At 39.9% G+C, this 13,969-nt stretch carries 11 protein-coding genes; 3 read left to right on the top strand and 8 right to left on the bottom strand.

The window, feature by feature from the left end:
* Positions 1-68: 68 nt before the first annotated feature.
* Positions 69-788, top strand: coding sequence for a ferritin-like domain-containing protein (locus tag AB669_RS00605; protein ID WP_047797679.1), 720 nt, complete (start codon positions 69-71; stop codon positions 786-788).
* An 18-nt stretch (positions 789-806) separates the two neighbouring features.
* Positions 807-1,667 (top strand): ferritin-like domain-containing protein, encoded by an 861-nt coding sequence (locus AB669_RS00600; RefSeq protein WP_047797350.1) that lies wholly within the window; start codon positions 807-809, stop codon positions 1,665-1,667.
* 151 nt (positions 1,668-1,818) lie between these two features.
* On the opposite strand, the gene asnS is transcribed toward AB669_RS00600, so the two are convergent.
* The 8 genes from asnS to lpdA form a co-directional block, all read right to left on the bottom strand.
* Complete coding sequence (asnS, locus tag AB669_RS00595; protein WP_047797349.1) at positions 1,819-3,267, bottom strand: asparagine--tRNA ligase; 1,449 nt, start codon at positions 3,265-3,267, stop codon at positions 1,819-1,821.
* 123 nt (positions 3,268-3,390) lie between these two features.
* Positions 3,391-4,380: a transglutaminase family protein gene (locus tag AB669_RS00590; protein ID WP_047797348.1), complete on the bottom strand. Its 990-nt coding sequence runs from the start codon at positions 4,378-4,380 to the stop codon at positions 3,391-3,393.
* A 30-nt stretch (positions 4,381-4,410) separates the two neighbouring features.
* Entirely contained in the window at positions 4,411-5,346 is a 936-nt protein-coding gene (locus AB669_RS00585; RefSeq protein ID WP_047797347.1) for an alpha-E domain-containing protein, read from the bottom strand.
* A gap of 9 nt (positions 5,347-5,355) precedes the next feature.
* On the bottom strand, positions 5,356-6,804 hold the full coding sequence (locus AB669_RS00580; RefSeq protein ID WP_047797346.1) for a circularly permuted type 2 ATP-grasp protein: 1,449 nt from the start codon (positions 6,802-6,804) through the stop codon (positions 5,356-5,358).
* Positions 6,805-7,239: 435 nt separating this feature from the next.
* The gene (locus AB669_RS00575; protein ID WP_047797345.1) at positions 7,240-7,767 is read right to left on the bottom strand and encodes a ferritin; all 528 of its coding nucleotides are present in this window, start codon (positions 7,765-7,767) and stop codon (positions 7,240-7,242) included.
* A 254-nt stretch (positions 7,768-8,021) separates the two neighbouring features.
* Positions 8,022-8,381 carry a hypothetical protein gene (locus tag AB669_RS00570; RefSeq protein WP_047797344.1) on the bottom strand — a complete coding sequence of 120 codons (360 nt, stop codon included), beginning with the start codon at positions 8,379-8,381 and terminating at the stop codon, positions 8,022-8,024.
* A 75-nt stretch (positions 8,382-8,456) separates the two neighbouring features.
* Entirely contained in the window at positions 8,457-9,299 is an 843-nt protein-coding gene (locus AB669_RS00565; protein WP_047797343.1) for an MBL fold metallo-hydrolase, read from the bottom strand.
* A 128-nt stretch (positions 9,300-9,427) separates the two neighbouring features.
* Positions 9,428-10,816, bottom strand: coding sequence for a dihydrolipoyl dehydrogenase (gene lpdA, locus AB669_RS00560; RefSeq protein WP_047797342.1), 1,389 nt, complete (start codon positions 10,814-10,816; stop codon positions 9,428-9,430).
* Positions 10,817-11,212: 396 nt separating this feature from the next.
* Here lpdA and AB669_RS00555 point away from each other — a divergent pair, with 396 nt between their 5' ends.
* Positions 11,213-13,855: a TonB-dependent receptor domain-containing protein gene (locus tag AB669_RS00555; RefSeq protein WP_047797341.1), complete on the top strand. Its 2,643-nt coding sequence runs from the start codon at positions 11,213-11,215 to the stop codon at positions 13,853-13,855.
* Positions 13,856-13,969: the final 114 nt, after the last annotated feature.

Raw genomic sequence — 13,969 nt, 5'->3', positions numbered from 1 at the left:
AAAAACCAGTTTGAAAATTGTCACGTATGTATCATCAAACGAAATCAAAATACCTAAAAATTCTCATTATGAAAAACAATGAACTAGAAACCAAAAATGAACTTGACGAAAGTTTGTTAAACAGTGCAGTTGGCAGGAGATCGTTTCTGCAATATGCAGGTGCAAGTGCCGCTGCTCTTGCCCTGGTAGCAGCAGGATGTAGAAAAGACCGCAACTTTGGCGATATCTCAACTGGCGCTACTTTAGATTTTAAAGATGATTTCGGGGTTTTAAACTACGCTTATGCATTAGAACAGCTTGAGGCTGCATTTTATGTAAAAGTAGCTTCTGCTCCACCATCAACTTTCACTACAGCTCAAAGAGCTTACTTCCAGGATATACAGTTTCATGAAATTGCTCACCGCGAATTCTTTAAAAATGCTTTAAGCACAGCTGCTATAGGAAGTTTAGAAGTAGATTTTTCTTCTATCGATTTTACCAGCGCATCAAGTGTTTTAGCTACAGCAATGGCTTTTGAAGATTTAGGTGTTGCAGCCTACAATGGAGCAGGGGTTAGAATTAAGAGTACAGATTATCTGGTATTGGCAGGTAAGATCGTTTCGGTTGAAGCACGTCACGCTGCTTATGTAAGAGATATCATCTCGAACGGATCTTTTGCAGATTTGGCAAGTATGACTGCCTTGGGTGCAGTAAACGCAAGTGGATTGGATGGCGCTTTAACTCCAGACAAAGTTTTAGGTATTGCCGGAAAATACATCAAAACGAAAATTAACGTAATTAACCTTTAATCTTTAAAATCTACAATCATGAATATCCTAAATATATTAGACGAAATAGAAAAAGTTGATGGTGAGATCTATGAGAGATTAAACCCTCGCCGTAAAGCGATGAGAGACTTTTACAATATCGGTAAAAAAATCTCCCTTGCTGCTTTACCACTTGCCATGGGATCTATGTTCAACAAAGCTTATGGACAAACCAACCCAAGTACCGTAACTGATGTGTTAAACTTTGCTTTAGCATTAGAGTATCTGGAATATAACTACTATAACCGTGCATTATCTGTAGCAACGGCTACCTATATTCCAACAGGTGCACCAAGAGCGGCAATTACAACCATCCGCGATCACGAACGTGCACACGTAGATTTATTAAAAGGAGCTTTGCAAATTACAGGCGCAGATGGTTATGTTTACAATGACTTTGATTTCACTGCTGGTGGTGGATTTGCTGATGTTGATACCAACTATCAAACCTTCCTAAAAGTGGCATTGGCTTTTGAAGATACAGGTGTAAGGGCTTATAAAGGTCAGGCGCCAATATTGAAAGGTAATGCGGTGTTAACTACAGCATTGCAAATTCACTCAGTAGAAGCACGTCATGCTTCACACATCCGCCAGATGGTTGCTGCCAACGTTACAGGCGCAAGTGCATTGAAACCTTGGATTGCTTATACCGCTACTGGTAATGATACCGGTGTAACAGCTGTTGATGCCGTTTACGCAGGTGAACAAAATACTACTCAGGCCGGAATTCAGATCACAGGAATTAATGGTACTGCTACTACTCAATCACACGCTGCTGAAAGTTTTGATGAATTCTTAACAGGCTCTGACGTTAAAAAGATTGCCAACCTGTTCATTAAAACCGGTAAAAAATTAAGTTAAAAAAATCTATCTATAGAGATAATTGATGTTTAGTTTAAGGTAGGGGAGTGAGACTCAGGTTTTGCTCCTCTTTATTTTAATCACATTCATATCACAACCTACCTGTCATTAACAGAAAAGAGCCATTTGATTTTCAAATGGCTCTCTTTTTTTAAAACTCTGCGTTCTTCGGGAAGCGCGGAAACGCAATTACATCCCTGATATTGGTCATTCCGGTAACGAAAAGTACCAAACGCTCAAAACCTAATCCAAATCCGGCATGTGGTGCTGTACCGAAGCGGCGTGTATCTAAATACCACCAAAGTTCGTCCTGAGGAATATTCATATCCTCCATACGCTTGGTCAAACGATCTAAACGTTCTTCCCTTTGCGATCCGCCAATCATTTCGCCAATTCCCGGAAATAAAATATCCATAGCAGCTACCGTTTGTCTGCCTTCCGCGTCTGGTTCATTCTGGCGCATGTAGAAGGATTTAATGTCTGCAGGATAATCCGTTAAAATTACCGGTTTTTTAAAGTGTTTTTCAACAAGGTAACGCTCATGCTCACTTTGCAGATCTGCACCCCATTCGTCGATTAAATATTTAAACTGCTTTTTCTGATTTGGTTTCGATGATTTTAGAATTCTGATGGCCTCTGTATAAGTCAAACGCTCAAAATCGTTTGCTAAACAGAAGTCCAACTTTTCCAGTAATCCAAACTCACTTCGCTCATTTTGTGGTTTTTGTTTATCCTCTTCAGCTAAACGTGTATTCAAAAACTCCAGTTCTTCTTTGCAGTTGTCTAAAGCATATTTGATAACATACTTCATCATATCTTCCGCAAGCTGCATGTTATCTTCAAGGTCTGCGAAAGCAAATTCGGGTTCAATCATCCAAAACTCGGCCAGGTGTCGGGTTGTATTGGAGTTCTCAGCCCTGAATGTTGGTCCGAATGTATAAATCTTTCCGAAAGCCATTGCTGCAAGCTCACCTTCCAGCTGGCCCGAAACAGTCAGATTTGTCGCACGGGCGAAAAAATCCTGTGAAAAATCAACCTTCCCATCCTCCGTGCGGGGAGTGTTGTCAAAATCCAGAGTGGTGACTTTAAACATTTCACCTGCACCCTCAGCATCACTTGCAGTAATTACCGGGGTATGCATATAAACGAAGCCTCTTTCGTTGTAAAACTGATGAATGGCAAAAGCCAGCGCGTGGCGAACTTTAAAAACCGCGTTGAAAGTATTGGTGCGGAAACGAAGGTGAGCAATCTCACGCAAAAACTCCAGGCTGTGTTTTTTTGGTTGCAATGGGAATTTCTCGGGATCACTGTCCCCTAAAATCTCCAGACTCGTAGCTTTAACCTCCACAGTCTGACCTTTTCCCAATGATTCAATAAGTTTACCCGTCGCAGAAATAGATGCTCCGGTTGTGATTCGTTTCAACAGCTCTTCAGGTAAATTATTAAAATCAACCACAACCTGGATATTGCTCATGCAAGATCCGTCATTCAATGCAATAAACTGATTATTACGGAAGGTTTTAACCCATCCCATAACCGTTACCTCGGTGTCAAATGCTGTCGATTTTAATAAATCTTTAATTTGCTGTCTCTTAATCATATTGTTATTTATAATAAGCCGCAAATTTAGAAAAAAAACACTACGAGTGCTCAGTTTATGAGCGCCAAATTTCAGTTTTTTGCAGGTCTGCCTTCAGTATTAAAATTATTCCCTAAATAGCGCTTATTGTTGTTGCTGTTGTTGCTGCTGCATGGCTTCCATGTATTGCTGGTAACTGTTCTGGGTTCTGGCGGTGGTTGTTAATCCTGATGGCTTCGTGTAATTCACCTCCTTCGGCTGAAAATAGATGTCGCTGTCAAGATCTTCATCATTATAGCCAACAGAAACATTTACTTCCATAATGTGTTCGAAACCACCTTTGTAAACCCCTTTAACCGGAGAGCAGTCTGTAAAGTTTCTTCCAACAGCGAGCCTTACATGGTTTTCATTCGCAATACAATTATTGGTAGGGTCCAGGCCCAGCCAGCCATATTCCGGTAAGTACGCCTCAGCCCAGGCATGGGTAGCCCCTTCGCCCCGCATGCCATCCCTGTTCGGGCAAATATAGCCGCTCACGTAACGGGCAGGAATTCCTGTTAGCCTAAGCATCGCAGTAAGTACATGCGCAAAATCCTGACAAACGCCGGCTTTCAGCTTCAAAATCTCGTCAATAGTAGTATCTACTGCCGTAATTCCCTTAATATATTCATAGCTGCTGAAAACGTGGGCACAATATTTTATAGCTGTTTGAAAAGGAGTATCCTCACCGTTTTTGATACTTAACGCAGTTTCCTTCAGCTGCATAATGCCATCAAAAGGTTCCTGGCGTAGGTAATCTATATAGGGAACTTCATACTTTAGATATTCTAAACTATTCCACTCCTCACTGCTAAACATGTCATCTTGTGGTAATGGCTTCGGAAAGGTCTCCACACTTACTTTTGAAAATATTTTAAGCTGGGTATGGGGTTCGTTTTGTGTAAATGTACCCACCTCATTTCCATAATAGTCGATGAACAGCTCAATTTCCGGGCTTCCTGAAATATTTAGGTCGTGTTTCACAACTTTTTGAAAGTCGTCCTTTATCGGGAATAGAATAATCTGGTTCGCGCTGTCACGAACCGGCGACTCATATTTGTAATTGGTGATGTGTTTGATTTTGAATACTGGCATATGGTTGGCTTTTTATTGGTATCAGAATTCTTATGAATTTGCGAAATAATATTCGTTCAATAAGTTACCGATGCCGTAAAGTTCAGATCTGATTTCTGTTAGATAATGATGCAATTGTTCCTCTTCCATGGTATTCACGGAGCTATAAGTGATCATACTTTTTAACCTGCCGATTTTGAACAACAGATTGTTATAATGTTCTATATTACTTTCACTTTTTAACCGGCTAAAATACCTGTCGATATTGTTCATGGAGTACAGTGCAGATCTGGGGAAATCGTTGTTCAGCATCACCAGCTCAATGATGTTCTTGGCATCAAATCCCTGGCGGTAAGTCTTTAGGTACAGCTCGTAGCCTCCAATGGAAAGCAGCAGGTGTTTCCAGTAAGCAATATCCGTAAGTAAATCAGGATTATCCGTAATAAACCTGAATTTGATATCCAGGATATCAATAGACTGTATACTGCGTTCAAGATGCTTGCCTATTTTCATAAAGCTTCTGCTTTCTCCGCGTTCCATTGCGCTATCTGCCGTTCCATGGTACAACATTACCTGTTTAATCAGGATATCCAATGCTGTAATGGGGTCATCTTTTTGAACATACCAAAGCAGTTTCTCATCCTTAACCGTGTGGTAATACTCATTCAGGCATTGCCATAAGTCCTTTGGGATATGTTCCTGTACGCTGCGGGCATTTTCCCTTGCCAGGGTAACAATATTTAAAATGGAATTCGGGTTGTTCCTATTTAAAAGCAAATATTCGATTACGGCCCGGCTGTCGTGCTGAATGTTTAACAGTTCCGGCTCATCGTCAGAAGAGAAAATCCTGATGATTGGTTTCCATGTAAACTCCTGTATGGTATCCTGCGATGAGGCGTAATTGATTTTCAACATGCGCAGCATGCCATCGCTGCGCTCCACATATCTGCTTAACCAGTATAAGCTTGATGCTACTCTACTTAACATATTATTATTCTAAGAAGTTAAAACCCAGGTATCTTTGCTGCCTCCGCCTTGTGAGCTGTTCACCACCAGCGATCCCTCTTTCAGGGCCACTCTTGTCAAGCCTCCGGGAACGATAGATATTCCATCAGGTCCGTTAAGTGCAAAAGGACGCAGATCTATCCTTCTGGGAGCCAGTTTACCATTGATGAAGCAGGGGGCAGAAGACAAACTGATGGTGGGCTGTGCGATAAAGTTTCTGGGATCTTTCAGGATTTCCAGTTTATACTCTTCAGTTTCCTGTTCGGTAGCGGAATGCCCCATAAGCATGCCATAACCACCACTGCCGTTTGTCTTTTTGATCACCATCTTATTAATGTTCTCAAAAACATAATTTAATTCATCCTGGTTACTTAATTGATAGGTGGGTACATTTTTTAAAAGCGGTTCCTCATTCAGGTAATACCTGATCATATCCGGAACATAGGTATACACGGCCTTATCATCAGCAACACCATTTCCTACTGCATTTACGATGGCCACATTTCCTTTGCGATACGCGCCCATTAAACCGGCAACGCCTAGCACACTGTTCGGGTTAAATACCAACGGGTCCAGGTAGTCGTCATCTACACGGCGGTAAATCACATCAACCTGCTGCAAGCCGGTAGTGGTCTTCATAAAGACTTTCTGATTTTTGACCACCAGATCCCTGCCTTCGACCAGTTCTACACCCATAAGTCTGGCCAGTGTGGTATGCTCATAATAAGCAGAATTATACATCCCCGGGCTCAGCAGTACAATCGTAGGATTTGAAACGGCTCTTGGCGAAAGCGCCATTAGATTCTTATACAATATGGCCGGGTACTCTGTTACACTTCTTACGCCACATTGTGGAATCAGATCAGGGAAAAGTCTTTTTGTAATTTCCCTGTTTTCCAGCATATAGCTTACGCCTGATGGCGTGCGCAGGTTATCTTCTAACACATAAAAGGTCCCGTCGTGATCTCTGATCAGGTCGATACCGGCAATATGGATATAGATGTCGTGAAGCACATTGACATTGTGCATTTCCCGTAAAAAATGCGGACAGGAATAGATCACATTAATCGGAACGATCTGATCCTTGATGATAAACTGATTGCTGTAAACGTCTTTCAAAAAGAGGTTCAATGCCCGCAACCGTTGTTTGATGCCTTTTTCAATGAATGACCATTCCGTTGAGGTAATAATACGGGGGATGATATCAAAGGGGAATATTTTCTCAATTCCCTCTCCGCTGTCGTATACAGTGAAGGTAATTCCCTGGCTCATGAATAACTTTTTTGCCAGTTCGTCTTTTTTGTTCAGATTTTCGAGCGATTCCTTTGAGAAGTTGTTAATGAAGTTTGAATAATGATTTCGATAGTTGTCACTATTCAAAAACATTTCATCGTAAGTATTGGGTTGATTTAAGTAATTTTTTATAAAATTTTCTACCATAAGACTTAAATATTTGCTTAAAGTATGATTTTGATATTTAAAAATGCAAGTTTTGTCTTAAAAAATATCTGATAATTCATTTTCGAACGTATTTTAATGACATTAATACGCTTGTTTTTCCTTTTATTTAAGTTTTTATTAGAAATATTTAATTTATTTATGAAAAACACTTGTATATTGAAATAATATGTGTACTTTTGTAATGCTCGTTAATTATTATTATATATTTGGTTTAAAAAAAGCGCTGGTAACGGCGCTTTTTTTATAAAGCTTACAAGACTTATTCATAATCAACATAAACCAAACAACCTAAACTAAAAGAAGCTTCTATGTAAAACATAGGAGCTTTCTTTTTTAACATAGATTCATTTCAAAACAAAAAAAAGCCATTTCTTTCGAAACAGCTTTTCCATATATGTTTTGTTAGTTGTTATTCTAGTCTTCAGAATAGGTGATGTCATTAACATGCTTGTCAATTTCCCATCTTCCAGTACCTTCTTCACCAATCACTTCGAATAATTCGAGTGCTCTGCGCGCTTTGTACTCTTCTTCACGTTGCTCTTTCAAGAACCAGTTTAAAAATTCCATCGTTACGAAATCCTGTTCTTTATGGCATCTTGATGCTAAATTTTTAAAGCTTTGAGTAATGGCAATTTCAGCTTCAAGTGCATCTTCGAAAACTTCTCTGAATCCACCGAATTCTGTTTTGATACCAGTTACTTCCGGAGAAATTGCATTACCGCCCATATCCAAAACATATTTGAATAATTTAAGCTGATGCATTCTCTCCTCGTCAGATTGCTTGGTGAAATAATCGGCCGAGTAGTCATAACCGTTTTGGTTACACCATGATGCCATTGCTAAATATAGTGATGAAGAGTGAGCCTCTTTTTTAATTTGCTGATTTAAAAGTGTTTCAATATCCTGTGATATTAAACATTTGATACGCATTAGATCTTTCATAATTCTGTGCTTTAATAACAATACAAATGTAAACCGAATTTGTTCATTTGTAGAATTTATTTGCAATATGAAATTAGTCTAAATTGCTGATAATAAGTTATTTGTAATGATTTTAAATAGCGACAATCGCATGTAAAACAAATGATATAACGCTATACGGATTCTGTTTGATTAGCAGTAAGATGGGGGTAAGGTTTGATACAAAGAGAAAGATTTTTGTCTCGGTTTCCCTTGTCTTAAATACGCTGGTTTGTTTAGTAAACCAGTCTGTACAGGCAATCGTTCACCAGGTGGTTTAATTTAAACATGGTAAAAGTGCCATGCAAAAGATCCTTTAATGCGATAATTTCAAGCGCACTAAGCAGATAGATGTGCTCACACCCATTGAAAGTAACTAATTCGAAATCTGCTCTTTTAGTATTTAGTAAAAGATCTTCGATATCAATTTTTTCAACAGTCTTCTTAAGTTTTTGAAGAGAAAGGCAATTGAAACGGGCAAACTTACCTCCGAAATCGATATAAAAACAGTTTAGCTTATCAGATTGATAAACAGAACCATGATTATTAGAGAACACGTTAACGAGTTGATTGATATCAATACAAGCTTTTTCCATCGGACACAAAAATTCACATTATTTAGATTAAATACAAATAAAAGTGAAAATAAATTTATGGCCTTGCTGTTTCGGTTACCCCAGCTCTGCCAGGCGGAAAGTCTCTGCGACCCTGATTCCTTTTTCAGTCCGCTGAACCGTACAACACTCATTCACCGGATCGTGCTCCAGATATAAGATATAATTGTTTTCGGCAGCCTCTTCGAGGAAGGCTTGTTTTTCTGTCAATGTTTTTAACGGAAACATATCATATGCCATTACATAGGGCAGGGGCAGGTGTCCTACTGATGGAAGTAGATCCGCCATGTAAACAATAGTGCGGCCTTTGTAACTGATTTTCGGAAGCATCATGGCATCTGTATGCCCATAGGCAAAGCCAATATGAATATCTTTTTGCCACTCAATATCATCAGTTTCCTCAATAAACTGTAATTGTCCGCTTTCCTGAATTGGTAATATATTTTCCTTTAAAAATGAAGCCTTTTCCCTTGCATTGGGTACCGTGGCCCATTGCCAGTGCTTCTCATTGCTCCAGTATACCGCGTTTTTAAACGTTGGTGTGAGTTGTGCCCCTTCACGAATCACTGCCCCACCTACATGGTCGAAATGAAGGTGTGTTAAAAAAACATCTGTAATATCGGTTTTGCCAAAACCCAGTGCTGCCAGTGATTTCTCCATTGAATCATCACCGTGCAAATCATAGTGACTGAAAAACTTCTCATCCTGCTTATTGCCGATACCCGTATCAACTAAAGTTAAACGGTCACCATCTTCAATTAACAGACAACGCATAGCCCACGTACAAAGATTATTTGCGTCGGCGGGGTTCGTACGTTGCCAGATGGCTTTTGGTACAACGCCAAACATAGCGCCGCCATCAAGTTTGAATAATCCGGTATTTATGGTATGCAGTTTCATTTTCTGGTATCAGGTATTTCGTATGAATTATCAGGTCTGAAAACACTAAAAATAAGAAAACCCTTCAGTTTATCTAAAGGGTTTTCTTATTTTATTTATACAAATCAGATTTCCGGAAGGAATTCGGACTACAAGTGGATCACTTCGCCGTATGCATCAGCAGCAGCTTCCATAATCGCTTCACTCATGGTTGGGTGAGGGTGTACTGATTTAATCATCTCATGACCGGTAGTTTCCAGTTTACGGGCAACCACAATTTCAGCAATCATCTCGGTAACATTCGCACCAATCATGTGTGCACCCAGTAACTCGCCGTACTTCGCATCAAAAATTAATTTAATGAAACCATCTTTTGCACCGGCAGCACTCGCTTTACCGGATGCGGAGAATGGAAACTTGCCAATTTTTAACTCATAACCAGCTGCCTTAGCTGCTTTTTCTGTATAACCAACAGATGCAATCTCTGGTGTACAGTAAGTACATCCCGGGATGTTGTTATAATCTAATGGCTCAGCATGCTGACCAGCAATTTTCTCTACGCAGATAATACCTTCCGCAGAAGCAACGTGTGCTAAAGCTTGTCCGCCAACCACATCACCAATGGCATAATAACCTTTTACTGAAGTATTATAAAATTCATCCGTAACAATTTTGCCTTTCTCCGTTTTGATACCTGTTTCTTCCAAACCGATGTTTTCGATATTGGCCACAATACCAGCAGCAGAAAGGACGATGTCAGCTTCGATCGTTTGCATACCTGATGCTGTTTTTACCGAAACTTTGCAACCTGCACCGCTCGTGTCAACCGCTTCAACAGATGCTGAAGTCATTACATCGATACCGGTTTTCTTCAGGCTGCGCAATAATTGTTTGGAAACATCTTCATCCTCAACCGGAACAACATTCTCCATAAATTCTACGATCGTCACCTTAGTTCCCATCGTGGCATAAAAATAAGCAAACTCCACGCCGATAGCACCCGATCCTACCACTACCATACTTTTTGGTAACTCAGGAAGCACCATTGCCTGACGGTAGCCAATGATTTTTTTACCGTCTTGTTTCAGGTTAGGTAACTCTCTCGAACGCGCACCTGTTGCGATAATAATATTTTTCGCTGTTAATTCTTTTTGAGAACCATCAGCACCCTTCACTTCTAGTTTGTTTCCTGGTTTCACTTTACCAGTACCCATTACTACGTCAATCTTATTTTTCTTCATTAAAAATTGAACGCCCTTACTCATTCCGTCGGCAACACCGCGACTGCGTTTTACCACAGCTGCAAAATCTGCAGTGGCTCCCGAAGTAGTAATTCCGTAATCAGCAGCATGGTTAATATATTCAAAAACCTGAGCACTTTTTAAAAGCGCTTTAGTTGGGATACAACCCCAGTTTAAACAAATACCACCTAATGATTCGCGCTCTACAATGGCAACTTTCATTCCCAATTGTGAAGCTCTGATTGCAGCTACATAACCACCTGGGCCGCTGCCTAAAACAATAACGTCGTAGTTCATATCTATATAAAGAGATTTCTTTTAATTGTTTTATATTAAGTAATCTCCTGGGCAGGAGGAGGCTCTCCGGAAAGATTACCCTCGCTTCTATGAAACACATCAGCATTACAATGTAGAAACATCAGTTTCTTACAATCCCCAAAACTAAAAAAAAATGTTTGTTAATGAATCATAAATAGAAATTCATTACAAAACCAATTATTTTCTTTACCTAAAGTTAACGATGTGATAATAGCCTGTTCATCTCTTATTTTATGGTCATCCTGCACTATTGAGGGTCAAAATGTTAAATAAATTTATTTAACATTTCGTTTCAGCCCTGAGCTATTTCTTATATATACTTTTGTTGCGTCGACATCAAATAAAAAACAAGATTTAATAACAAAACTTAGCATAATGAAGTTATTTTTTACTAAAAGCGTATTTTTTATGCTTTTATTCGCTTTCAGCGGAATTTTTTCGATGGCCCAGACAATAATCAAGGGGAAAGTGATCGATGATGTGACAAAAGAAACCTTACCTGGTGTATCGGTAATCGTCAAAGATTTCAAAGCAGGAACTTCAACCGGAGGGGATGGAACTTTTCAGCTAAAGGTTTCGGGGTCTGGCCGTGCAACAGTTAGTATCAACTCAGTTGGTTACATTGTTAAAGAGCTGATTGTCAATTTGAATGGCGCTGTACAGGATCTTGGGGTGATTCCGATTGTTTCTTCAGGTTTCTCCATGAAGGATGTAAATGTTACTGCTGGTGTAGCCGTGGAAAGAAAAACACCGATCGCAATATCAACCATCAGAGCGGAGCAGATTGAAAATAAAAGTCCCAATGCCGAGTTTCCGGAAATTCTAAAAGGAATGCCTTCGATATATACCAGTAAGGCAGCTGGAGGTTTCGGAGATTCGAGGGTTACGATCCGGGGTTTCGATATGACCAATGTGGCTGTAATGATCAATGGTGTTCCTGTAAATGATATGGAAAATGCCACTGTTTACTGGTCCAACTGGTCGGGTCTGATGGATGTAGCCAGCAGTGTTCAGGTTCAGCGGGGTATTGGAGCATCAAAACTGTCTGTACCTTCAGTAGGAGGAACAATCAATGTGGTAACAAAGCCTACCGAACTCGAAGCGGGTGGTATTTTCAAAAATGCAATCGGTAACGATGGCTTTCAAAAGTATACATTAGGTTACAATACCGGGCTGATGAAAAACGGGCTTGCATTTTCAATGCTGGGCTCATACAATTCAGGGAACGGTTATATCGATGGTACTGGTTTTCAGGCCTGGACTTATTTTCTCTCCGCAGGCTGGAAAATAAATGATAAGCATACACTAACCTTTTCGGCAACTGGTGCACCTCAATGGCATTACCAGTCGTACGCCAGCAGGTACACCGCCTATCAGAATAACATCAGCGGAAGAAAGTATAACTACGAATCCGGTTATTATCAGGGCGAAGAAGTGTCACCCTATAAAAATGTTTATCACAAACCCGTATTCAACTTAAATCACTACTGGAAAATCGATGATAAAACTCAACTAAATACTGTTGCCTACGCATCATTCGGTCGCGGAAACGGCTCGTCTACTTTGGGGACAAGTGTAACCAACAGCATCTTTCAAACAGTAGATGGAACCATTAATTTCAATGATATCCAGAAATTCAACAGGGGAACAACAATAGGAACTACAACCGGTATCAGCCCTTATACTGTAGCAGGTCCTTACCTGGGTAAATACATCATCACCTCCTCTAAAGGGGTAGGAATGTACAGCTCTGTTAATAACCATAACTGGTATGGTTTGATTGTAAATGGCTCCAGAGATATTTCAGATAAGTTTAAGCTTAGTGCAGGTTTGGATTACCGCTATTATAAAGGATTGCATTATGGCAAGCTGGCCAATTTGTACGGCGCTGACGGATATTATGATTCGGCTTCAAAACAAGTGGTCACAGAGGAGGGGGGAGATACACCTATAGTGTATAACTACAATGGCTATGTCAATTGGATAGGGGGCTACTTGTCTGCAGAATATTCTGATGACGTAATCGATGCGTTTGCATCAGGAACATTAAATAATACCGGTTACCGCAGGGAAACCCTATTTTTTACAGGAATCAACGGACAGGCAATATCTGATACCTATAATTTTTTAGGCTATTCAGCGAAAGGTGGAATCAATCTGAAAGTATCTGACCAGCACAACTTTTACGCAAATGCTGGCTATTTCAACAGGGCACCATTATTCAAAATTGTTTTCCCGGGGTCAAGCGCCACAACTGAAAACGGTAGTGCCAAAAATGAGAAGATTACTGATTATGAATTGGGCTATGGCTTCCGTTCAGGAGTATTTAACTTAAAACTTAATGCCTATTACACCAAATGGAAGGACAGGTCATTCATCAGGTCGGTAACAGAAAATGATGTGACAACATATGCTAACTTATCAGGATTTGGTGAGCTACACAAAGGTCTCGAGCTGGAAATGAGCGCAAAACCTTTTCCTAAACTGGAACTTACAGGAATGGTTTCGGCAGGCGACTGGAAATATACTTCAGATGCAACGGCAGTGGTAACAAATGCCAACGGAGAAATTACGGGAACCTATACCACTTATTTCGCCGGGCTGAAAGTTGGTTCGAACGCGCAGACTACTGCAGCATTGGGTGCAAACTACGAAGTTTTAAAAGGCGTGAAAGTTTTTGCAGATTATACTTATGCCGATAAATTATATTCAAACATCAGTATTGGCGGAACCAGCTTGGGAACTGCAAATACCTCACTGTGGGAATTGCCGTCTTATGGTTTGGTTAACCTGGGCATGAGTTACTCATTTCTGTTGAAAAACCTTCCGGTAACGCTCAGGGGGAACATCGATAATGTATTCAATAAGTATTATTTGTCTGAGTCTACATCAAATTATCTTTATTCAACATCAACAACAGCCGGTGATTATGAAATCGGTAACAATGGATCTGCATCAAACTATGTATACTATGGTTTTGGCAGAACCTGGACGTTGGGTTTATCTATAAAGTTTTAATAACAAGTTTTCAACAATCGAGCCGTTTCTATTCATTTAGGAACGGCTTTTTTAGTTATAGATCAAATTATTAAAATGCAAACAAAAAGCGGGCTTTAAGAATTGATTTTATAT

Origin of the sequence: Pedobacter sp. BMA (assembly GCF_001027745.1) — a bacterium.
Lineage (GTDB): Bacteria > Bacteroidota > Bacteroidia > Sphingobacteriales > Sphingobacteriaceae > Pedobacter.
This window is presented reverse-complemented; position numbering and strand designations above follow the sequence as displayed.